Source organism: Streptomyces tritici (assembly GCF_048500665.1).
GTDB lineage: Bacteria > Actinomycetota > Actinomycetes > Streptomycetales > Streptomycetaceae > Streptomyces > Streptomyces tritici.
Genome location: NZ_CP183183.1, coordinates 435,256 through 457,407, shown reverse-complemented (window position 1 = coordinate 457,407; position 22,152 = coordinate 435,256). Strand labels below are relative to the sequence as shown.

The 22,152-nt window shown below is 71.2% G+C and carries 16 protein-coding genes and 1 pseudogene; 9 read left to right on the top strand and 8 right to left on the bottom strand.

Going from position 1 to position 22,152, the window contains the following annotated elements; translation table 11 throughout:
* Window positions 1-23: 23 nt before the first annotated feature.
* The gene (locus ACNJ93_RS02140) at window positions 24-1,757 is read left to right on the top strand and encodes a GAF domain-containing protein (RefSeq protein WP_418955581.1); all 1,734 of its coding nucleotides are present in this window, start codon (window positions 24-26) and stop codon (window positions 1,755-1,757) included.
* 5 nt (window positions 1,758-1,762) lie between these two features.
* On the opposite strand, the pseudogene ACNJ93_RS02135 reads toward ACNJ93_RS02140, so the two are convergent.
* Both ACNJ93_RS02135 and ACNJ93_RS02130 read right to left on the bottom strand, forming a co-directional pair.
* Window positions 1,763-2,086 (bottom strand): annotated as a pseudogene (locus tag ACNJ93_RS02135) (LuxR C-terminal-related transcriptional regulator); the annotation flags it as partial.
* A gap of 11 nt (window positions 2,087-2,097) precedes the next feature.
* Window positions 2,098-2,721, bottom strand: a complete 624-nt coding sequence (locus ACNJ93_RS02130; RefSeq protein ID WP_418955580.1) for a CBS domain-containing protein — start codon at window positions 2,719-2,721, stop codon at window positions 2,098-2,100.
* Window positions 2,722-2,992: 271 nt separating this feature from the next.
* Here ACNJ93_RS02130 and ACNJ93_RS02125 point away from each other — a divergent pair, with 271 nt between their 5' ends.
* From ACNJ93_RS02125 to ACNJ93_RS02115, 3 genes are all read left to right on the top strand, one after another.
* Window positions 2,993-3,646 carry a tetratricopeptide repeat protein gene (locus ACNJ93_RS02125; RefSeq protein WP_418955579.1) on the top strand — a complete coding sequence of 218 codons (654 nt, stop codon included), beginning with the start codon at window positions 2,993-2,995 and terminating at the stop codon, window positions 3,644-3,646.
* Between the two features lie 338 nt (window positions 3,647-3,984).
* Entirely contained in the window at window positions 3,985-5,154 is a 1,170-nt protein-coding gene (locus tag ACNJ93_RS02120; protein ID WP_418955578.1) for a PP2C family protein-serine/threonine phosphatase, read from the top strand.
* A 234-nt stretch (window positions 5,155-5,388) separates the two neighbouring features.
* Window positions 5,389-6,669 (top strand): ABC transporter substrate-binding protein, encoded by a 1,281-nt coding sequence (locus ACNJ93_RS02115; RefSeq protein ID WP_418955577.1) that lies wholly within the window; start codon window positions 5,389-5,391, stop codon window positions 6,667-6,669.
* A 135-nt stretch (window positions 6,670-6,804) separates the two neighbouring features.
* Here ACNJ93_RS02115 and xylA read toward each other — a convergent pair whose 3' ends face one another.
* A complete protein-coding gene (gene xylA, locus ACNJ93_RS02110; RefSeq protein ID WP_418955576.1) occupies window positions 6,805-7,977 on the bottom strand; it encodes a xylose isomerase in 1,173 nt (390 codons plus the stop codon).
* A 94-nt stretch (window positions 7,978-8,071) separates the two neighbouring features.
* Here xylA and xylB point away from each other — a divergent pair, with 94 nt between their 5' ends.
* Window positions 8,072-9,535 carry a xylulokinase gene (xylB, locus tag ACNJ93_RS02105; protein WP_418955575.1) on the top strand — a complete coding sequence of 488 codons (1,464 nt, stop codon included), beginning with the start codon at window positions 8,072-8,074 and terminating at the stop codon, window positions 9,533-9,535.
* Between the two features lie 73 nt (window positions 9,536-9,608).
* Complete coding sequence (locus ACNJ93_RS02100) at window positions 9,609-10,763, top strand: ROK family protein (protein ID WP_418961284.1); 1,155 nt, start codon at window positions 9,609-9,611, stop codon at window positions 10,761-10,763.
* Between the two features lie 57 nt (window positions 10,764-10,820).
* Here ACNJ93_RS02100 and ACNJ93_RS02095 read toward each other — a convergent pair whose 3' ends face one another.
* From ACNJ93_RS02095 to ACNJ93_RS02075, 5 genes are all read right to left on the bottom strand, one after another.
* Window positions 10,821-11,927 carry a ricin-type beta-trefoil lectin domain protein gene (locus tag ACNJ93_RS02095; RefSeq protein WP_418955574.1) on the bottom strand — a complete coding sequence of 369 codons (1,107 nt, stop codon included), beginning with the start codon at window positions 11,925-11,927 and terminating at the stop codon, window positions 10,821-10,823.
* A 150-nt stretch (window positions 11,928-12,077) separates the two neighbouring features.
* The gene (locus tag ACNJ93_RS02090; protein WP_418955573.1) at window positions 12,078-13,550 is read right to left on the bottom strand and encodes a non-reducing end alpha-L-arabinofuranosidase family hydrolase; all 1,473 of its coding nucleotides are present in this window, start codon (window positions 13,548-13,550) and stop codon (window positions 12,078-12,080) included.
* 269 nt (window positions 13,551-13,819) lie between these two features.
* Window positions 13,820-14,650, bottom strand: a complete 831-nt coding sequence (locus ACNJ93_RS02085) for a carbohydrate ABC transporter permease (RefSeq protein ID WP_418955572.1) — start codon at window positions 14,648-14,650, stop codon at window positions 13,820-13,822.
* Window positions 14,647-15,552, bottom strand: a complete 906-nt coding sequence (locus tag ACNJ93_RS02080) for a carbohydrate ABC transporter permease (RefSeq protein ID WP_418961283.1) — start codon at window positions 15,550-15,552, stop codon at window positions 14,647-14,649. The genes ACNJ93_RS02085 and ACNJ93_RS02080 overlap by 4 nt, the downstream gene beginning before the upstream one ends.
* 76 nt (window positions 15,553-15,628) lie before the next feature.
* A complete protein-coding gene (locus ACNJ93_RS02075) occupies window positions 15,629-16,921 on the bottom strand; it encodes an extracellular solute-binding protein (RefSeq protein ID WP_418955571.1) in 1,293 nt (430 codons plus the stop codon).
* 232 nt (window positions 16,922-17,153) lie between these two features.
* Here ACNJ93_RS02075 and ACNJ93_RS02070 point away from each other — a divergent pair, with 232 nt between their 5' ends.
* The 3 genes from ACNJ93_RS02070 to ACNJ93_RS02060 are packed head-to-tail and all read left to right on the top strand — an operon-like array spanning window position 17,154 to window position 21,874.
* Window positions 17,154-18,167, top strand: coding sequence for a LacI family DNA-binding transcriptional regulator (locus ACNJ93_RS02070; protein ID WP_418955570.1), 1,014 nt, complete (start codon window positions 17,154-17,156; stop codon window positions 18,165-18,167).
* Between the two features lie 9 nt (window positions 18,168-18,176).
* Window positions 18,177-20,396: a glycoside hydrolase family 3 N-terminal domain-containing protein gene (locus ACNJ93_RS02065; protein ID WP_418955569.1), complete on the top strand. Its 2,220-nt coding sequence runs from the start codon at window positions 18,177-18,179 to the stop codon at window positions 20,394-20,396.
* Window positions 20,393-21,874, top strand: coding sequence for a family 43 glycosylhydrolase (locus ACNJ93_RS02060; RefSeq protein ID WP_418955568.1), 1,482 nt, complete (start codon window positions 20,393-20,395; stop codon window positions 21,872-21,874). Before ACNJ93_RS02065 ends, ACNJ93_RS02060 begins: the two co-directional genes overlap by 4 nt.
* Window positions 21,875-22,152: the final 278 nt, after the last annotated feature.

Genomic DNA, 22,152 nt, shown 5'->3' with positions numbered 1-22,152 from the left:
GCCTCACGCGACCGGAGGTTCCGATGGACCGGGAGGGCACCGAGCCGGCGGATGCGCGGCTGCCGCGGCTGAGGCTGGACGAACTGCTCGAAGAGCTCCAGGTACGCATCGACGAGGTACGAGGCACCAGGGACCGGCTCAACGGGCTCCTCGAAGCCGTCATCTCCGTCGGCCGGGAGCTCGACCTGCCGCAGGTGCTGCGTGGGATCGTGGAAGCGGCCGTGACCCTGGTCGACGCCGAGTACGGAGCCCTGGGCGTCATCGGGGAGGACCAGAGACTCGCCGAGTTCCTCCCCATCGGCATCGACGACGACGTGCGCGAGAGGATCGGCGCGCTGCCGTCCGGACACGGCATTCTCGGCGAGCTGATCCGCCACCCCGAGCCGCTGCGCCTGTCCGAACTCTCCGAGCACCCGGCCTCGTACGGCTTCCCGGCCCACCACCCACCCATGCACGCGTTTCTCGGCGTCCCGATCCGCGTCCGCGACGAGGTCTTCGGCAACCTGTATCTCACCGAGAAGCGGGGCGGGGCGGACTTCGACGCCGAGGACGAAGCCGTCGTCACGACCCTGGCCGTCGCCGCCGGCATCGCCATCGAGAACGCCCGGCTCTACGAACAGGGCCGGCTGCGCCAGCGCTGGCTGGCCGCGAGTTCCGACATCACCAGAGCCCTCCTTTCCGGCGCACAGGAGACCGAGGTCCTCGACGGGATGCTGGAGCGGGCCGTGGACATCGCCGGCGCCGACATCGGGGTCTTCTACCTCCTCGGACCGGGCGGCCAACTACGGGGCTCGCTGGCCTGCGGCGAAGGAGCGGAGGCGCACCGGGACGTCGTCCTGCCCAGCAGCCGGGGAACCCTCGCCGCCGCGGCGTTGTCACGGGACGGTCTGATCACCGTGGCCGACGTCGAGCACGACCCCCGCATCACCACCCAGCCCGAACGCTGGCGGGGCTTCGGGCCGGCGGTGGCCGTCACGGTCGGCACCAAGGAACGGATGAGCGGCGTCCTGATCCTCGCCCGGCGGACCGGGCGGCCCGTCTTCACCAGTGCCGAGATCAGCGCCCTGCCCGGATTCGCCGGGCAGGCCGCGCTGGCCCTGGAACTGGCCGACCGGCGCCGTGACGCGGAACAGGTGAGCCTTCTGGAGGACCGCGACCGGATCGCCCGTGACCTGCATGACCTGGCGATCCAGCGTCTCTTCGCCACCGGTATGACGCTGCAGAGTGCCCGTCGTTTCGTCGAGCACCCGCAGGCGGCCGACCGGATCGGGCGGGCGATCGACGATCTGGACGCCACGATCAAGATCATTCGCTCGACGATCTTCGGCCTGCGGGCACACGAAGTCGCCGGAACGGCGCCCCAACTCAGGAGCAGCGTCGTGAAGGCGGTCGACGTGGCCGCGTCGACGCTCGGGTTCGCCCCGGCGCTGCGAATGGAAGGTCTGCTCGACACCGATGTGCCGGCCGAGGCGGCGGAGGAGGTGGTCGCCGTCATCGGTGAGGCACTGACCAACGTGGCCCGGCACGCGCAGGCCCGTCACGCCGAGGTGGCGGTCGTGGTCGAGGAGGCCGTCCTTGCCGTGACGGTGAGCGACGACGGAATCGGCATGAGGCCCGGCGTGGCCCGCAGCGGGCTGCGCAACCTGACGGAAAGGGCCGAGCGTCTGGGCGGAGACATGTCGGTCCGAGCCCGGCCGGGCGGCACGGGCGGGACCCTGCTCGAATGGCGCATCCCGCTCCCGTCCGACCAGGTCTGAGGGAGCTACTCGTCCTCGGTGGCGTGCTCGTGGACCTGTGCGGCGATGACCGCGGCCTGCGCGCGGCGTTCCACGCCCCCCTTGCCCAGGAGCCGTGAGATGTGGTTCTTGACCGCTTCTCCGACAGGTAGAGGCGCTTGGCGATCTGCCGGTCGGGGAGCCCGTCGCCGATCAGTTCGAGCACCGACCGCTCCCGCTCGGACAGGCCCGCGAGCCGTTCGTCCTCCGGCGGCTTCGGGATCGCGCAGCGAGTGCATGAGCCGCGCGGTGGTGGCCGGGTCGAGCATCGACTGTCCCGTGGCCCCCGTCCGTACGGCCGACACGAGGTCATGAAGCGTCCTCATGAGGGGCCGAGATCCATCCGCACGTCGACGACCCCCTCCACGGCCCGCGCGGCCCGCGCCAGCAGCGGCACCAGCGACCGGTCGCGAAGAGCACCACGCAGCGTCGCCACGCCCTCCGTGACCGTCACGTCCAGCTCCACGAGTGCCGGCCCGGCGAGCACCGTTCTGCGGATCTCTGCCTCGATCTCGTCGTCCTTGCGGAGGAACACCTTGAGCAGGTCGCTCCGGCTGACGACCCCCTCCAGCAGCCCCAGCTCGTTCACCACCGGCAGGCGCTTCACCTTCCGCCGGGCCATGATCCGCGCCGCCTCCGCGAGCGTGGCGTCCGGGTGGACGGTGACGGCCGGACTCGACATGAGCTCCCCGGCCCGTACGGCCCCGGCCTTGGCGACGTCGGCGAACTCGTCCGGAAGAGGTTCTTCTCCGCGGAACTCCTCCTTCGGCAGCAGATCCGCCTCCGACACGACCCCCACGACGCGCCCCTCCCCCTCCAGGACCGGGAGGGCGCTCACCTTCCACTGGTCCATCAGGGCGACGATCTCCTTGTAGGGCGCATCACGGCCGATGGCGATGGCGGTATGGGTCATGACGTCGCTGACGGTGTAGCTGGAGGAGGGCATGGTCGCCTCCGCAGGGCTGAGGGGTACGGGGCGCATGACACCGGACTGCGAGGCGGCGTCATGCAACCTCCGAGCGGGTCTTCCTCACCGATTCTGCTCTCACCGACCGCGCGTGAGGAGGGCCGTCCGGCCCTATGCGGACTGCACCCCCAGTGACTATTCGGAGGAGGGCACGAACGAAAGGGGTCACTGGTCCGGCACGCAGGGTCGGGATCTGGGCGACGGCTCGCCCCCCGTACCGTTCCTATCCGCGTGTCGCGGGCGGCCAGCCGTGTCCCCAGCCGCCCTGGACCATCGTCTGGAAGGCCCATCCTGGGCACGGCGGGCCCGTGCCCAGGACCTCTGCACGCGGTCGCTCGCACTCTTCCGCGCCCTCGGCGACCGCGCTGGTGAAGCCGGATGCCTGACCGACCTCGGCATCGTCCACGAACGCCAGGGGCGGTTCGACGACGCCGACGACCACCACCAGCAGGCACTGCGCGTGTACCGGGAGACGGGATCACGCATCGGCGAGACCATCGTGCTGAACAACATCGGGCTGCTGTACCAACGGCAGGGCCGCTTCGACGAGGCCCGGCAGCACCACCACCGAGCCTTGGAGCTGAGCCGCGCTTTCTCCTTCCCAGGAGACGAGGCCGAGACGCTCAACGCTCTGGCCGAAGCATCCCGGTCCCTGGGTGATCTCCCCCGAACGGTGGTCGAACACGACACCGCGCTGGCCCTCGCCCGCGAATTCGGCTACCGCTCCGAGCAAGCCCGGGCCCACGACGGCCTGGCCCGCGTCCACCGCGACCTCGGACACATCGACCTCGCCCACGTCCACGCCCGACACGCCCTCGACCTCCACACCACCCTCGCCGTCCCCGAGGCGGACGAGATCCGCACCTTCCTCGGCGGGCTGCCTCCGACCGCCGGTTCATCATGAGGTGCCCGGAGGGTCGTCGTCGCGGCCGTCCGGGCGGCCGCGTGCCGATCCTTTGACGACCGGGCCTGCCGTCCGGGGCTGGCTGGACGAGCAGGGCGCGTGCTCACGAAGACGGTCGCGGCCGTCGACGGGTGTCGGGCTGGAGAGGTGCACGGGCTCACGGCCTGCCGTTTCACGGGCGCCTCCGAGCCGGCGCTCCCGGGCTCCACCACGAGTGCCGAGTTCGGTTCGGCATGTCGGTTTTTCGATCTGTGTCGGGGGTGCCAGGGTGGTGATCGTGCCGGCCGAGCGGGAAGGGAATGCCCACGACCCTGGAGGCTGATGTGGCTGGTGATCGGATGGGACTGGCGGAGGTGCTGGCGGCCGCCGAGGCCGCTGCTCCGGTGGACTCGCTGGATGTGGTGGCGCGCAATCTACGGGCGCGGTTCGGTGCCCGGTATGTGTCGTTCCTGTTCGTCGACGTCGTAGGGCGACGCCTGCTGCGGGTCCACGACACCGCCACCCAGCAGCGGGAGGGTCGCGCCGAGCAGGTCCCCCTGGCCGGCAGCAGCGGCTACGACGAGGTCCTGCGCAGCCAGCGCCTGCTCCTGGCGCCGGACGGCGGAGAGGGGCAGCGGGTGCTCGCACCGGTCACCAACCGCGGCGACGCCATCGGCGTCCTGGAACTCTTCCTCACCGACGCCACCCCGGACGTGCTGGAGCAGATCCAGGAAGCCGCGCACGCGCTGGCATACGTCATCGTCACCGACCGGCGCTTCACCGACCTCTACCACTGGGGCAACCGGACCACGAACGTGAGCCTGTCCGCGGAGATCCAGCGCCAGCTCCTGCCCACCGCCTCCGCCTGCGAAGCTCCCCAGTTCACCCTCGCCGGCGCCCTGGTCCCCGCTTCCGACATCGCCGGCGACACCTACGACTACAGTCTCGACGCCCACACCCTGCACCTGTCGATCACCGACGCGATGGGCCACGACGTCAGCGCGTCCCTGATGGCCACCCTCCTGGTCAACGCCTCTCGCGGCGCCCGCCGCGCCGGCGAAGACCTCACCGAACAGGCCCGCCGAGTCCACCAGGCACTCCTCGACCACGGCCACCACAGCATCGCCACCGGCCAGCTCCTACGCATCGCCCTCGACGGCACCGGCGCCCAGCTCGTCAACGCCGGACACCCCTGGCCGCTGCTGCTGCGTGACGGCGCCGTCAGCGAAGTGAGCCTGGCCGTCGACCTGCCCTTCGGCATCGTCAGCCAGGGCGCCTACCACGTTCAGCACCTCGACCTGCGACCTGGTGACCGCCTGCTGCTGCACACGGACGGCATGCTGGAGCGCGACGCCGAAGCCGTCGATCTGCCGGGCCTCCTGCGCAAGACCGCAGCCCAGCACCCCCGCGAAGTGGTGCGCACGCTGGTCGGCGCGGTCGGTGATGCCTATGGCGGCCGTCCGCCCCGGGACGACGCCACCGTCCTGTGCCTGGACTGGCACGGCCCCCCACCGCCCGCAGCACGATGACCCCGTGAACCACGCCGACCGGGGACCGCGCCGACGAATGCGGCGCTTCGGCGCGAGCCTCCCCGAGGCCGCCGGTCTACGCGCGTCGGAATCGTGCGTGGCATATCGAAAGCCACTAGTGGCAAGCGGGGGAGTTGGAGCAACGGCCACAACTGGTGGGTAGGGGGCGAAATTGGGCCAGCTGTCAGGAGAGAATTCCGGACGCATTGTCCGAAAAGATCAAGAGGAAATTCCGTGCGACGAAGACTCTCCGGGGCGACCGCCTCCCTGGCGGCCATCGGACTTCTGGGCTCTCTCGTCACCGCCTGCGGCTCGTCCGGGAGTGGCGGAGACGCGACGCTGCGCCTGGTGGCTGCGGAGTACGGCAACAGCCCGGCGAACAGCTCCAAGCCGTACTGGGACAAGCTGACCGCCGCCTTCACCGCCGCCCATCCCGGCACGCGGGTGGAGGTGACGCTGTATCCGTGGGCAGACGTCGACCGCGAGGTCAGCCGCATGGTCGAGGAGGGCAACGCCCCCGATGTGGCTCTGATGGGCGGGTACTCCGACTTCGCGGCGGAGGGCCGCCTCTACCCCGCCGGTGAGCTGCTCTCGGTCCGGGCCGAGTCGAACTTCCTGCCGCCGCTCGCGGAGGCCGGTACGGTCGGCGGCACCCTCTACGGCCTGCCTTTCGTGGCCAGCAGCCGGCTGCTCTTCTACAACGAGGAGCTGTTCGACAAGGCCGGGGCGAAGCCGCCCAAGACCTGGTCGGATCTGAAGGACGCGGCCAAGGCGCTGAAGAAGGAGGGCGTGCTCTACCCGTACGCGCTGCCGCTCGGTCCGGAGGAGGCGCACGCCGAGGCGCTGATCTGGGAACTGAGCAACGGCGGGGGGTACACGAACAGCAACGGTGGCTACGACCTCGCGTCCGAGCGGAACACGCAGACGTTCCGGTGGATCAAGGACAACCTGGTCGCGCCCGGCCTGACGGGCCCGGTCCCGCCGTCCGAGCTCGACCGGCAGGAGGCGTTCGACGCGTTCCTGCGCGGCCAGGTCGGCATGGTCAACGGCTACCCCTCGCTCCTCCACCAGGCGAGGGCGAAGGGCATGAAGGTCGGCACGCTGCGCATGCCGGTGTCGGACACGCTGAGCGACGCGGAGACTCCGCCGGCAGCGGGTGTCGCCGACTGGATGATGGCCTTCAAGCGTGAGGACAACCGCGAACCGGTGCGCTCGTTCATGGAGTTCGTCTACCAGGACGAGAATCTCATCGCGTTCGCCGCGCGGTACCACCTGCTGCCGTCGACGGTGTCCGCGACCCAGGCGTCCGAGGCGGCGGCCGCTGACCCCAGCGCCGAGCAGTTCATGACCGCACTGCGCGCCGCCCGGCTCTACCCGGTCGACGAACCGTCCTGGCTGCAGGTCAGCAACACCATCAAGCGGAACATCGGCAAGGCCGTCGAGCCGTCCGCCGACCCGAAGGCCGTGCTGGAGGACATCGCCCACCAGGCCGAGAGCATAGCGGCGGAGAGGTAAGCCGGTTCTGCCCTGGAGCACGTCCGTCCCTGTCCCCGATGGAGACAGGGGCGGACGTGCTTCTCGACGCGCTGAGGGCCGTCATGTCTCGGCCCGCTGGAAGGAGCCGCCGACCGGGCTCATGGGTACACCGGCTCAGCGGGCGCCGAGGAGGTGTTCGAGGGCGAGCTGGTCCAGGTGCTCGAAGGCCATGCCGCGGGCGGCGGCGGCCTCGACGTCGAACTCGGAGAAGGCGGACCGGTCGGCCAGGAGCCCGGCCAGCCCGTCCTCCGCCGTGGGGAGGGCGAGTTCCGGCAGCCGGGAGGCGGCGAGCGCGGCCCGGACCTCCGGATCGGCCCGGAAGGCGCGGGAACGCTCGGCCAGAAGCAGGTAGTTGCGCATGCAGGCGGCCGCCGACGCCCAGACGCCGGCGGAGTCCTCGGTGCGCGGCGGCTTGAAGTCGAAGTGACGGGGGCCGTCGTAGCCGGCCGACTCCAGCAGGTCCACCAGCCAGAAGGCCTGGCGCAGGTCGCCCGCGCCGAAGCGCAGGTCCTGGTCGTACTTGATGCCGGACTGGCCGTTGAGGTCGATGTGGAACAGCTTGCCGTGCCACAGGGCCTGCGCGATGCCGTGCGGGAAGTTCAGCCCGGCCATCTGCTCATGGCCGACCTCCGGGTTGAGGCCGACCCGCTCGGGCCGGTCCAGCTCGTTGATGAACGCGAGGGCGTGGCCGACGGTGGGCAGCAGGATGTCGCCGCGCGGCTCGTTGGGCTTGGGCTCGATCGCGAAGCGCAGGTCGTAGCCCTGGCTCTCGACGTACTCGCCCAGCAGGTCGAAGGCCTCCTTCAACCGGTCGAGGGCGGTGCGCACGTCCTTGGCCGCACCCGACTCCGCGCCCTCGCGGCCGCCCCAGGCGACGTAGACCGAGGCGCCGAGCTCCACGGCCAGGTCGATGTTGCGGATCGTCTTGCGCAGCGCGTACCGGCGTACGTCCCGGTCGTTGGCGGTGAAGGCGCCGTCCTTGAACACCGGGTGGGTGAAGAGGTTGGTGGTGGCCATCGGCACCTTCAGCCCGGCCGTGTCGAGTGCGGCGCGGAAGCGCTTGACCGCCTGCTCGCGCGCGGTGTCGCCGGCGGCGAAGGGGATCAGGTCGTCGTCGTGGAACGTGACGCCGTAGGCGCCGAGTTCGGCCAGCCGCTGCACGGTCTCGACCGGGTCGAGGGCGGGCCGGGTGGCGTCGCCGAAGGGGTCCCGGCCCTGCCAGCCGACGGTCCACAGGCCGAAGGTGAACCTGTGCGCGGGGGTGGGGACGAGCGGGTCGCTGGTCATGATGCGCTCCGGATCAGGGCCGAGGGCTATTTGTAATGACGAAAAACAAATTAGTATGCCGACAGGTCGGAAGGGAACCCCACCGGAGGAACGCATGTCCGCTCAGCGTGTCGTGATCGGTGTCGACAGCTCGACCCAGTCCACCAAGGCCCTCGCCGTCGACCTGGACACCGGCGCCGTCCTGGGCGAGGGCCGCGCCGCGCACGCCGTCAGCGCGGGCGCCGGACGCGAGAGCGACCCCGAGCAGTGGTGGCGGGCCCTCGGCGAGGCCATGGCGCGCACCGGCTGGGCGGATCGCGCCGCGGCCTGCTCGATCGCCGGCCAGCAGCACGGCCTGGTCACCCTCGACACCGCCGGCCGTCCGGTGCGCCCGGCGCTGCTGTGGAACGACGTCCGCTCCGCCCCGCAGGCGGCCGAACTCGCGGCCGCGTTCGGCAGGGCCGAACTCGCCCGCCGCACCGGCAGCGTCCCGACCGCCGCCTTCACGGCCGCCAAGTGGGCCTGGCTGCGCGCGAACGAGCGTGCCGCCGCCGACCGCGTCGCGGCCGTCCGGCTGCCCCACGACTTCCTCACGGAGCGGCTGACCGGGGAGGCGGTGACGGACCGCGGTGACGCGTCGGGAACCGGCTGGTGGGGCCCGGACGGCTACGACCAGGAGGTCCTCGACCGGATCGGCCTCGACGCCGGGCTGCTGCCCCAGGTCCTCCCGCCGGGCGCCCGGGCGGGCGTCGTCCGCACCGGGATGCCCCTGCGCGAGGGCACGCTGGTGGCCACCGGGACCGGTGACAACATGGCCGCCGCACTCGGGCTGGGCCTGACCCCCGGACGTCCGGTGCTGAGCCTCGGTACCTCCGGCACCGTCTACGCCGTCGGCCGGACCCGGCCCGCCGACCCGAGCGGGACCGTCGCCGGCTTCGCCGACGCCCTCGGCGGCTGGCTGCCGCTCGCCTGCACGCTCAACTGCACCCTCGCCGTCGACCGCTTCGCCGCCCTCGTCGGCCGCGACCGCGAGGACGTCGAGAGAGGCGGGACGGTGGTGGTGCTTCCCCATCTGGACGGCGAGCGCACTCCCAACCTCCCGGATGCTTCCGGCCTGGTCCACGGCCTGCGCCACGACACCACGCCGGGACAGCTCCTCCAGGCCGCGTACGACGGCGCCGTCCACTCCCTGCTCGCGGCCCTGGACGACGTGCTGCGTGCCGGAGGCGAGACCCCCGCCCCCGACGAGCCACTGCTGCTGATCGGCGGCGGAGCCCGCGGCAGGGCCTGGCAGCGGACCGTCCTGCGGCTGTCCGGCCGAGCGGTCCAGGTGCCCCTGGCCCGGGAACCGGTCGCCCTCGGGGCCGCCGCCCAGGCCGCCGCGCTGCTCACCGGTGAGCCCGCCGACGCCGTCGCCCGGCGCTGGCGGACCGCCGAGGGTCCGGTGCTGGAACCCGTGCCCCGTGACGACGACGCGCTCGAACGGATCACCAGTACGCTGCGGCGGGCGCGGGCGTTGCAGGAGGTCCCGCCCGGAGAGCGAGAGGAGGGTCGGGCCGGTGCGCCCGGAGAGCGATAGGAGGGTCGGGCCGGTGGCGAGGACAGGCAGGGCGAACGGGGGCGCGGAGGCCGCGCCCGCCTCGCAGCAGGGGATGCGTCGGCAGAACCTCGCGGTGGTGATCGGCGTGGTCGCCGCGCACGGCCCGCTCTCCCGGGCGGACGTCGCCGGGCACACGGGCCTGACCAGGCCGGCCGTCTCCTCCCTGGTCGACGAGCTCATCGGCCGCGGAGCGCTGACCGAGACCGAGACGGCCCCCAGTGGACGGGTCGGCCGCCCCGGACGGGCCCTGGCCCTGAACGATCGGGGTCCCGCGGGCCTCGGCCTGGAGATCGGCGTCACCCATCTCGCCGCGTGCGTCGTGGACCTGCGCGGTGAACCCCGGGTGTGGCGGCGCGTGGAGCGGGCCAACGCGGGCCGGCCGGCCGGGGAAGTACTGGCGGAGGCCGCCGTGCTGGGCGCCGAGGCGGAGTCCGAGGCCGCTGTCCTCGGCCTGCGCGTCGAGGGCCGCGTCCTGGCCGTGCCGGGGGTGGTCCCGAACGCGCCGAGCGGGCTGGTCGCCCACGCGCCCAACCTCGGCTGGCAGGCGGTCCGCCCCGCCGACCACTGGCCCGACCCCGACACCGTGCCCGAGCCGGAGAACGAAGCCAACCTCGGGGCGCTGGCCGAGGAGTGGCACCAGGGACACCCCGCCGAGACCTTCGTCCACGTCTCCGCCGAGGCCGGAATCGGTGCCGCACTCGTGGTCGGCGGGCAGCTGTTCCGAGGCGCCCGCGGCTTCGCGGGCGAACTCGGCCACCTTCCCGTCCACCCGGAGGGCCCCCGATGCGCCTGCGGGGCACGCGGCTGCCTGGAGCAGTACGCGGGCGAGGCGGCCGTGCTGCGCGAGGCCGGGCTGGGACGCGTCGGCGACCCGGTGGCCCTGCTGGCCGAGCGGGCGGGCGCCGGGGACGCGTCGACCCTGCGGGCCCTGGACCGCGCCGGACGGGCCCTGGGTCTCGCCCTCGCCTCGGCGGTGAACCTGATCGACCCGGACGGCGTCGTGCTGGGCGGCGCCTACGCCGAACTCGCCGACTGGCTCCTTCCGTCGGTACGCGCCGAACTGGCCGCCCGGGTCACCGTCCGGCCCTGGAGCCCGGAGGCGGTACGCCCCTCCGCCCTGGGGCGGCGCGGACCGGTGCTGGGCGCGGCATGGTCGACCGTCCGGCAGATCATCGCCGATCCCACCCGCCTGCCTGCCCGCCCCTGACGACCGACGTTCCCCGGGACCGGGGCCCGCGAGGGGCTCCGGTCCCGGGAGCGGGGGTCATCCGGCGGTCAGAGTGGTCCACTTCTGGTTGGAGCCACCGTGGCAGTCCCACAGGTGCAGCTGCGTGCCGTCGGCCGTGGAGAAGCCCGGCACGTCGAGGCAGCGGCCGGAGGCGGGGTTGCGGTAGCCGCCGTTGTAGGGCTGCCAGACCTGGTTGGACCCGCCGTGACAGGCCCAGATCTGCACCTTGGTGCCGTTGGCGGTGCCCCCGCCGGCGGCGTCGAGGCACTTGCCCATGGAGCGCAGGGTGCCGTCGGTGTACGCGGACCAGAGCTGGTTGGCGTTGCCGCTGCAGCCCCAGATCTGGACGGCGGTCCCGTCGGCCGTGCCGGCGCCCCCGACATCCAGGCACTTGCCGGTGCTGCCGGACTCCACGCGTGCGGCCGCGGGGGCGGGGTTCCTCAGCCACCCGGCGCTGTCCGCGGCCCGGACGCCGCGGTGGAAGGCGGCTGCCATCTTCTGGTAGCCAGTGTCGTTGGGATGCAGCGCGTCGGCCAGGTCGGCCGTGGTCAGGCTGCTCATGTCCACGTACGCGACGCGCTTGCCCGCGGCCTGTGCCTCGCTCACGATGCGGGGGACGGCCTGGTTGTACGCGGCACGGTGCTGCTCCACCGTGCCGCTGGTGGACACGACCAGGGAGGCCACGAGGACGGTCGCGTCGGGAGCGGAGGCGGTGATCCGGTCGACCAGCGACTTCAGCCGGGCGGCGGCGGTGGAGGCCGGGGTGTTCCCGTTGAGGTCGTTGGTGCCGATCTCCAGCGTCACGACGTTGGGCCGGTAGCGGGTCAGTGAGGCGTCGGCGAGCGCGGCGATCTGGTCGATGCGGTATCCGGAGTGGCCTTGGTTGTCGGGGTCGGACATCGATCCGCCCCGCAACGTGCCGACGAAGTCCAGGGGATGGCCGTCCGCGGCGAGCCTGTCCCACAACGGACCCCGGTAGCCATTGCCGTTACTGCTTCCCACACCCCAGGTGATCGAGTCGCCCAGCGGCATGACCCGCAAGGGCGTGGTCGGGGCGGCGGAGGCAGGGTTCGCACCGGCCGCCGACACCCCGAGCGCGGCGGCGAGAACCGTGATCAGGGATAGAAGCCAAGACGTTCTCATGCAGGCGTCCTCTTCTGCGAGTGATCGATCAATCGACTGGACTGAATGCCGTTCGGTCAGCAGTCCGGGCCGCCTGGCCCGGGGCGGGCTCGGCCATCCGCCGAGCCCGCCACGCCGGCTCCACTCCGGAGCCGGACCCCTGTCACGTCGTCAGCGCTGAAGGGTCAGCAGGCCCGGTCGGTAGGGCCACAGTCCGTAGTCACCGCCGGAGTTGGGGTCGCGTCCCTGGTAGAGGAACTGGAGGTTGCAGGGGTCGACGGTGAAGGTCTGGTCGGCGGTGGTGCGGATCAGTTCGCCGTGGCTGATGTCGTTGGTCCAGGTGGCGCCGCTGTTGGCCTTGCCGGCGAAGGGGTTGCTCTCGGTCGCGGCCTGGGGTGTCCAGGTGCCGTTGAGGCTGGTGGCCGTGAAGGAGCGGAAGTACCGGCCCTGCGCGCCGATCGCCTCGACGATCATGAGGTAGCGGTCCTGGCCCTGGAGTTTGTAGACCTGCGGGGCTTCGAACAGGTTGTTCTTCGTGTCGCTCATGATCGTGGTGTAGGCCGTGCCGAAACTGCCCGGGAAGTTCCCGATCGGCATGCTGGCCCGGTAGATCTTTCCGTTGTCACCGGCGAAGAACAGGTACATGTTCGTGCCGTCGGCGATGAGCGTCTGGTCGATGGGGCCCGTGTCCGAGCCGGCGATGCTGCCGGAGAAGAGCTCCTGCTCCGCCGACCAGCCGTTCGGGTTGGTGGGGTCGGTCGAGGTCCGGTAGGAGAAGGCGGTCCTGCCCCACTGGTAGGCGAGCACCCAGATGTTCTTCGGCGCGAAGTAGAAGAGCGTGGGCGCGACGACGGAACTCGACATCGTGTTCTGGCCTGCCGACGCCATCTGCGACCAGTCGGTGAACGGGGTGAAGTTCATCGAGCCCCAGCCCGCTCCCGTTCCCGCGGCGCCGTGCGTCGTCGCGTAGACGAGGTGCCTGCCGTTGTGGGGGGCGACGGTGAAGTCCTTGAGCGAGGCCCATCCCGCCTTCGGCTGCGCCAGCGGCCCCGTCGACGCCCAGCGGTACGTGGAGGGGAGTGCGCAGGCGCCGGGGGTGCCGGCGCCGACCTTGACGAGCCGCCACTGCTGGTTGGCGCCGGCCCAGTCGTCGTACTGGACGATGTTCGCGTTGTCGGCGGTGGAGGCGCCCTGCACTTCGAGGGCCTTGTTGCTGTGGCGGGCGATGAGCCTGATGTGGCCGTCCGGGCTGTCGGCCAACCGCCACTGCTGGTTGGCGCCGTTCAGGTCGGTCCACTGGACGATCGGGGCGCCGTTGGCCGTGGACCTGTTCTGGACGTCCAGCACCTTGCCGGAGTGGCGGGACTTGACGCGGTAGTAGCCGCCGCCGGAGTCCACGAACTGCCACTGCTGCTGGTTCTGGTCGTTCCTGGTCCACTGGGTGATCCGGGCGCCGTCACCGGTCGCCAGGTTGTGGACGTCCAGGGCCTTGCCGCTGTTGCGGTTGACCAGCACGTACCAGGCGTTGGTGTCGACGGTCGCCGCGGCGGCGGGCGGGGCACCGAGCACGGTGGCCCCGAACAGCAGGGACGACACGAGGGCGAGTAAGAGACCCAGGACCAGGGAGGGAGGGCGAAATCGCATCAGAAGAGCTCCTTTGGGGGATGGAGGTGAGGGCGGTGGTGGGGTGACCCCGACGAGCCGCGGAGCGGCCGCGTCGGGAGGTCGGGGGCGGGGTGGGGGTGCAGGAGGCCGCGCATGCCGAGGAGAGGGGGCATCACGACGCCGGCGGATCCACCACGAGTCCAGGTGCTCGCTCTCCAGGCGGTGTTGTTAGCGCTAACAATCCGAGGGACGATGCGGCCGGGCTTTTCACGGCGTCTCCTCAGGGGCGGAGGGTCGGACGGGACAGGTCAGCCCTTGGTGGCGCCCGCGGTGAGTCCGCCGATCAACTGCCGCTCCGCGACGGCGTAGAAGGCGAGGGCGGGGACCATGGCGAGCACGATGTAGGCGAGGACGAGCGCGTAGTCGGTCGCGTACTGGCCCTGGAACTGCTGGACGCCGACCGGGATGGTCTGCCAGGTCGGATCGTTGAACACCAGCAGCGGCAGGAAGAAGTTGTTCCAGCTCGCGACGATCGCCAGCACCGAGACCGTGCCGAGCGCCGGACGCGCCATCGGCAGAAGGATCTTCCAGAAGAAGCGGAGCTTGCCGCAGCCGTCCACGATGGCCGCCTCCTCGACCTCCCTCGGGATGGTCCGGAAGAAGCCGCGCAGAATGACGATCGTCATGGGGAGCCCGAAGGCCGCCTGCGGAAGGATCACTCCGAGCGGGTTGTCGAGCAGCTCGAAGTTGCGCAGCAGCAAGAACAGGGGCAGGACGGCCACCGCGAACGGGAACATCAGCCCGATCGTGAAGAGCGTGTAGAACAGCTCCCTGCCCGGGAAGGCGTAGCGGGCCAGTACGAACGCCGCCATCGCGGCGGCAGCCACCGTGCAGCACGTCGTGCCGATCGCGATGCCCGCGCTGTTGGCGATCTGCCGCCAGAACGTGCCGTCGCCGAGAATGCCGGTGTAGTTGCCGGTCTTCCAGTGCTGCGGCAGCCCGAACGGATTGGTCGTCAGCTCGCCGGTGCTCTTGAACCCGGAGATCACCGCGTAGATCAGCGGCACGGCGACGAACGCGCCGATGAGCCACACCACGGCGTGCATCGACAGGCCGCGTGCCGTCCTGCGGGCGTTCATCGACCGCCTCCCGTGGTGACGGCCCCGCTCAGGTCACGGCGGAGCACGTAGCGCTGGTAGAAGAGCGAGAAGACCAGACTGATCATGAACAACACCACGCTGATCGCACTGGCGTAGCCGACCTGGTAACGCTTGAACCCGAACTGGAACATCGAGATCGCCATCGTCTCGGACGAATGATTGGGCCCGCCCGCGGTCATGACCCAGACGAGGTCGAAGAGCTGGATGGCCCCGATGACCGAAAGGAAGACGCTGATCCGGATCGTCGGGCCGAGCAGCGGCAGCGTCACGTGCCGGAAGCGCTGCCAGGCGCCGGCGCCGTCGATGGCGGCGGCCTCGAGGATCTCGCCCGGGATGCTCTGCAGCCCGGCGAGGAAGAGCATCATGTGGAAGCCGAAGTACTTCCAGGTCATGACCACGAACAGGGTCGGCATGACCGTCGAGGGATCGGAGAGCCACTTGCCCTGCAGCCCCTCCAGGCCGAGGACGCCGGCGAGATGGTCGGCCATGCCGTCACCGGGAAGGAAGATCATCGTGAAGAGGACCGCCGTGACCACCTCGGACAGGATGTACGGCGCGAAGAACAGCATCCGGTAGACGGCCCGGCCGCGCAGCCTCTGGTTGAGCAGGACCGCGGTGAACAGCGCGAACGGCAACTGCACCGTGAGCGACAGGGCGATCAGGTACAGCCCGCGCCCCAGATCGCCGAGGAAGACCTGGTCGTCGAAGAGCCTGGCGTAGTTCTCGAAGCCGACGAAGTCGTCCAGGGGGCCGATCCCGCCCCACTTGAAGAAGCCGGTGTAGACCGCGACGGCGATCGGGGCGAGGACGAAGACGAGGAAGAGGACCAGAGCCGGGACGAGGAACCAGGCGATCGACGCCCAGCTTCTCAACCCGCGCAGGAGCGACCGGTCCGGGGCGGGCGGGCGCACGGGCACTGCCTGCTCCGTCCGTTCCTTGGTGAGGGTGGACACGGAGCTAGGCACTCTTCGCGGCCTCGGTGATCGACCGGGCGACCTGCTCGGGCGTCTTCTTGCCCGCGATGAGGTCGGCGACGCTGTCGTTGACCTCACTGCCGACAGCCGGCGGGTAGGCCTGGTCGAGGAAGAGCTGGAATCCCGTCGCCTTGACCAGGCTGTCGGCGACCACCTTCCTGCCGGCGTCGGTGACCTGGCTCTCCGCGCCCTTGACCACCGGCAGGTAGCCGTTGGAGGCCAGCAGCTTGGCCTGGTTCTCCAGAACGAAGAACTTCAGGAAGTCCAGCGCCTCCTTGGGGGCGCCCTTGCGCAGCGCGAAGCCGCCGCCACCGCCGAACACCTCGGTGACCAGGCCGACACCGCCGTCGACCGTCGGAAAGGGGAAGAAGCCCAGGTCCGCTCCGAGGTCGGCGCCCGCGTCCTTCTGCACCGACGGTCCCCACTGCCCCATCAGCTCCATGGCGGCCTTTCCGTTTCCCATGGTCGCGGCCTGGCCGCCGGGGGTGGCGTAGCCGGCGCCGAGGAAGGCCGGCTGGAACGGCCGCAGGTCGACCAGCTCCTTGAGGTGGGCGCCTGCCTGGACGAAGCCGGCGCCGGTGAAGTCCTTGGTGGTCGCGGCCTGTTGCAGCGCGGGAAGGCCCGCGACGCGCATCGCGAGGTAGGCCCAGTAGTAGTGGCCCGGCCATTTCTCCTTGCCCGCCAGGGCGATTGGAGTGACGCCCGCCGCCTTGAGCTTCCTGACGTCTTCGAGGAATTCGGCCCAGGTGGCCGGCGGAGCGGTGATCCCGGCCTTGGCGAAGAGCTTCTTGTTGTACCAGAAGCCGACCATGCCGACGTCGTAGGGCACCGCGTAGGTCCGGCCCCCGAACTGATAGGCCTGCAGCGAGACCGGGGTGAGCTCGGACGCCCAGCCGAACGCGTCGGTGAGGTCCTCGACCAGCCCCGCGTCGACCTGCTGCTGCAGCACGCCGCCGCCCCAGGTCTGGAAGACGTCGGGGAGCCTGCCCGACGAAGTGGTGGCGGTCAGCTTGGACTTGAACGCCTCGTTCTCCAACGAGGTCGTCTTGATCGTGATGTTCGGGTGAGCGGCCGTGAACGCCGAGGAGATCTCCGGGAAGAGGGACTTTCCCGGTTCCGTCGTGGCGATGTTCCACCACTCGAAGGTCACCTTGCCGCCGGCCGCCGGCTTGCCGCCGGAGTCATCGCCGCCGCAGGCCGCGGCCAGCGGGACGGACAGCGCGGTCAGGCCCGAGAGCGCCAGGAAGCGTCGTCGGCTCGGGGGAGTACTGGCCATGGGACCTCCGGGTGGGGGAATGCCGGTTCACTCTCGAAAATGTTTCGTAACATTCTCGAATTCGGTGCTGCCACAAACTAGGAACGCGGAGCTCCTCGGTCAAGGCCTCGCACCGAACTACCCGAATTCAGCAGGCCCGTTGGGGCTTGACAACACGTCGCGCCGACCGGAAACTCTGCGAAAGTTTGCGATACCCGGTGCCGGTCAAGGGCGTCCACGCAGAGGAGAGAAGTTGAGCGAGCAGCGTCCGACCCTGGCCGTCATCGCCGCGGAGGCAGGGGTCTCCCAGGCCACCGTGTCGAAGGTGATCAACGGCCGCTCCGATGTCGCACCCTCGACACGCGAACGGATCGAGAGCCTGCTGCGGTCTCACAACTACCTCCGCCCCGGCCGGCAGGGCAGGGCCCGCAGGTCGGGCCTGGTCGACCTGATCATCGGCGGTCTGGACAGCGCGTGGGCGGTGGAGATACTCCGCGGCGTCGAGGCCGAGTGCGCCCAGCGGAGCGTCGGCACCGTCGTGTCGCTCGTCCCGCCGGGCGAGGCCACGCCGTCGAGCTGGGCCGCGCTGCCGGTCCTGCACCACAGCGACGGAGTCATCCTCGTCACCGCCTCGGTCACCCAGGCCCAGCGCGCCCAGGTCGAACAGGCCGGCGTGGCGCTGGTCGTCATCGACCCGATCGACCTGCCGGGCAACGGTGTCCCGAGCATCGGCGCGACCAACTGGGCCGGCGGCCTCGCCGCCACGGAGCACCTGCTGCAGCTGGGGCACCGCCGGATCGCCGCGATAGGCGGGCGCAGGGAGATGCTCTGCAGCCAGGCCCGCATCGACGGGTACCGGGCCGCGCTGGAGCGGGCCGGGATCGAGGTCGACCCCGACCTGATCCGGTTCGGCGACTTCCAGCACGAGGGCGGGTTCCGGTGCGCCCAGGAACTGCTCGCCCTCCCCGAGCCGCCGACCGCCGTCTTCGCCGGGAGCGACCAGCAGGCGATGGGCGTCTACGAAGCCGCCCGGCAGGGCGGGTTGAGCATCCCGCAGGACCTCAGCGTGGTCGGCTTCGACGACCTGCCGATGTGCGAATGGCTGTCACCGCCGCTGACGACGGTGCGCCAGCCGCTGGAGGAGATGGGCCGGCTCGCCGCCCGCGCACTCTTCCAGCTCCTGGACGGCCAGCCCCTGGTCAGCCCCCGGATGGAGCTCTCGACCGAACTCAACGTCCGGCTCTCCACCGCCCCGCCCCGTCTCTAGGAGTACTCCTTGACCGAGCCCTGGCGTGACCCCCTCCTGCCCGTGTCCGTGCGAGTCGCCGATCTGCTGGAACGGATGACGCTGGAAGAGAAGGCGGGTCAGCTCGCCGGCTTCTGGGCGCTGCCCGCGGATCCGGGGACACCGGTCGCGCCGATGGAGGACGATTCCGGCGAGTCCGCGCCCGGCCTCGACGACATCGTCGCCCACGGGCTCGGCCAGCTCACCCGGGTCTACGGCACCGCGCCCATCACGGCGGAAGCCGGAATGGCGCGGCTCGCCTCGCTCCAACAGCAGGTGACCGGAGCCGGCCGGTTCGGGATCCCGGCGGTCGCCCACGAGGAGTGCCTGACCGGGTTCATGACGTTCGGGGCGACGGTCTTCCCCGCGCCGCCGGCCTGGGGTGCGTCCTTCGACCCCGGGCTCGTGCGCCGGATGGCCGCCGCCATCGGCGCGGGCATGCGGCGGGTCGGCGTCCACCAAGGGCTGGCGCCGGTGCTCGACGTGGTCCGCGACTACCGGTGGGGCAGGACCGAGGAGTGCATCGGCGAGGACCCCTATCTCGTCGGAGCGATCGGCACCGCCTACGTGCAGGGCTTGGAAGGCGCCGGGGTCGTGGCGACGCTCAAGCACTTCGCCGGGTACTCGGCCTCGCGCGGCGGCCGGAACATGGCCCCCGTCGCCTCGGGGCCGCGCGAGTTCGCCGACGTGCTGGTCGAGCCCTTCGTGCGGGCACTGCGCGAGGGAGGCGCCCGGTCGGTGATGAACAGCTACACCGACGTGGACGGCGTCCCGGTGGCCGCCGACGAACGGCTGCTGACCGAACTGCTCAGGGGAGAGCTCGGTTTCAGCGGTGTGGTCGTCGCCGACTACTACGCCGTCTCCTTCCTGGAGACCCGGCACGGCGTCACCGGATCGCGCGGCGCGGCCGGCGCACTGGCGCTGACCGCCGGAATCGACGTCGAGCTGCCCACGGCCCGCTGCTACGGCGAGCCGCTGACCGCACTCGTGCGGTCGGGAACCGTACCCGAGGAGCTCGTCGACCGCGCCGCGGAACGGGTTCTGCGGCAGAAGGCCGAACTCGGCCTGCTCGACCCCGGCTGGGAACCCGTCAAGCCCGAGCCGGTCGACCTCGACCCGCCGGAGAACCGGGCCCTCGCCAGGCTCCTGGCCGAACGGTCCACCGTGCTGCTCGCCAACGACGGCACCCTGCCGCTGCGGCCGTGCCGGGTCGCGATCAGCGGGCCGTACGCGGACGACCCCCAGGCCTTCCTCGGCTGCTACTCCTTCCCCAACCACGTCGCGCTGCCCGGCGACCCCGGCCTGGAGATCCCTACGCTCGGCGAGGCGCTCACCGCTGAGGGGTTCACGGTCACCGCGGACGATCCGGACGTGCACGTGCTGGTGCTCGGGGACCGGGCCGGCATGTTCGGCCGGGGCACCTCCGGAGAGGGCTGCGACGCCGAGACCCTCGACCTGCCCGGCGACCAGGCCGAACTCGCCGCCGCCGTCCTGGACTCCGAGGTTCCGACCGTCCTGGTCGTCGTCTCGGGACGGCCCTACGCGCTCGGCACGCTGGCCGAGCGCGCCTCGGCCGTGGTGCAGGCCTTCTTCCCCGGCGAGGAGGGCGGGACGGCACTGGCCCGGATCCTCAGCGGGGCCGCGGAACCCTCCGGGCGGCTGCCCGTCTCCATCCCCCGCCAGGCCGGCGGCCAGCCGGGCACCTATCTGCACGCCCGGCTCGGCGGGCGCACCGACTGGAGCTCGGTGGACCCGACCCCGTTGTTCCCCTTCGGACACGGGCTGAGCTGGACCAGTTTCACCTGCTCGGAGCTCTCGGTGGATCCCGTCGCCGCGACGGACGGGGCCGTCACCGTTTCGGTCACCGTACGCAACGTCGGCGAGGTCGCCGGGACGGAGGTCGTCCAGTTGTACCTCTCGGACCCCGTGGCGTCCGTCGTCCGGCCGCAGCGGTGGCTCGCCGGATTCGCCAGGGTCGAGCTGCCGCCGGGCGCGGCCGCCCGGGTCACCTTCGCCGTCCATGCCGACCGGACCTCCTTCACCGGGCTCGACCTGCGCAGGAGAGTGGAGCCCGGGGAGATCGGCGTAGCTGTCGGAAGGTCCAGCGGCGACCTTCCGCTCCAGGGCTCCTTCACTCTGGACGGCCCCGTACGTCACCCCGGGGCCGACCGGGTGCTGTCCGTGCCGGTCGACATCGTCCCGATCCCATGACCGCGTCGATGACCGCGTCGTTCGGTGATCCCGTGCTGCCCGGATTCCGGCCCGACCCGTCCGTCTGCCGCGTCGGCGCGGACTACTACCTGGTGACGTCCAGCTTCGAATGGTTCCCGGGCCTTCCCGTGTTCCACAGCCGCGATCTCGTGAACTGGCGGCGCCTCGGCTCCGCGCTCGACCGGCCGTCCCAGCTCGACCTCGAGGGCTGCGAACCCTCACGGGGCCTGTTCGCGCCGACGATCCGGCACCACGACGGGGTCTTCCACCTCGTCTGCACGCTGATGGACGGCCCCGGCCATTTCGTCGTGACGGCGACCGATCCGGCGGGCCCCTGGTCGGAGCCGCACTGGCTGGAGGGCGAGGGCTTCGACCCGTCCCTGTTCTTCGACGACGGGCCCGACGACGGCGACGGCCGGGCCTGGTTCACCGCCGCCCGCGTACGGGACGAGGCCGCCGGCCGCACGGAGATCTGGATGCGCGAGTACCTTCCCCGCGAACGACGGCTCACGGGACCCGAGCACGTCCTGTGGTCGGGGAGCCACCCGGGCGCCCGATGGTCGGAAGCCCCGCACCTCTACAAGATCGACGGCTCCTATCTCCTCCTCACCGCCGAGGGCGGCACCGATGTGGACCACAGCGTGGTGGCCGCCCGCGCCGACCGTGTGACGGGCCCCTACGAGGGCGCCCCCGGCAACCCGGTGCTCCCGCCCGCCAAGGGCCCGGTCACCTGCACCGGGCACGCCGACCTCGTCCAAACCCCGGACGGCGACTGGCGGGCCGTCCTCCTGGGCGTCCGCCCGGGCTCCGCCCTCGGCCGCGAGACCTTCCTCAGCCGGATCACCTGGGACGACGGCCGGCCGGTCTTCGCCCCGGTCGTCCACACCGACCCTCGCCGCCCCCTCCACGACGACTTCGCCACCCTCTCCGCCGACTGGAGCATTCTGCGCACCCCACCCGAACGGTTCTGGACCACCGGCGACGGACTCCGCCTCCGGCTCCGTCCCGAACGCCTCGGCGAACGCACCACCCCGTCCCTCCTGGCCCGCCCCCAGGAACAGCCCGACTGCGACGTCTCCACCGAACTGCACTTCACCCCGGCCGCACCGGACGAACAGGCAGGCCTCGCCGTGGTCCTCGACGACGACACCCACCTCCTCTTCCTCCGCACCACGGAAGGACTCAGCCTCCGCCACGGGCCCGAGGTCCTGGCCGGGATTGCCGTCCCCCCGGGCCCCGTTCGCCTGGGGGTCCGCATCCGCGGCTTCCGCCACACCTTCGCCCACGCCGCACCCGACGGCGCCTGGAAGGACCTGACCACCGTCGAAGCCACCTTCCTCACCCCGCTGTTCACCAGCGTCCAACTCGGTCTCTACGCCACCTCCAACGGCCGCCCCTCCACCAGCCAAGCCCACTTCACGTGGTTCGACGTCACGTACCCGAGCCGGCCGGAACCGCCTGGGCACCGGCGTCGATGACGCCCGTGGTCGGTTCCGGGCGCCGGCCGTTTACGGATTGCACGTGACGGCACGTGGTCACGTAATTCAGCCACCCCGCGCTTTCGACGACAGCCCGGCTTGAGGGCTCCTCATCGAAATCCTTTCGATGAACCTTGTGTCATGGGGAATGCAAGTAATGGGCTTACCCCAAGGAAGGATTCTCGAAATCCTTTCGAAACTCTTGACTTGTTTCAACGGAATTTCCAGACTGAGGCACGAGGCGGCGACCAGTCTGCCCGAGTACGAGTACCGAGTAC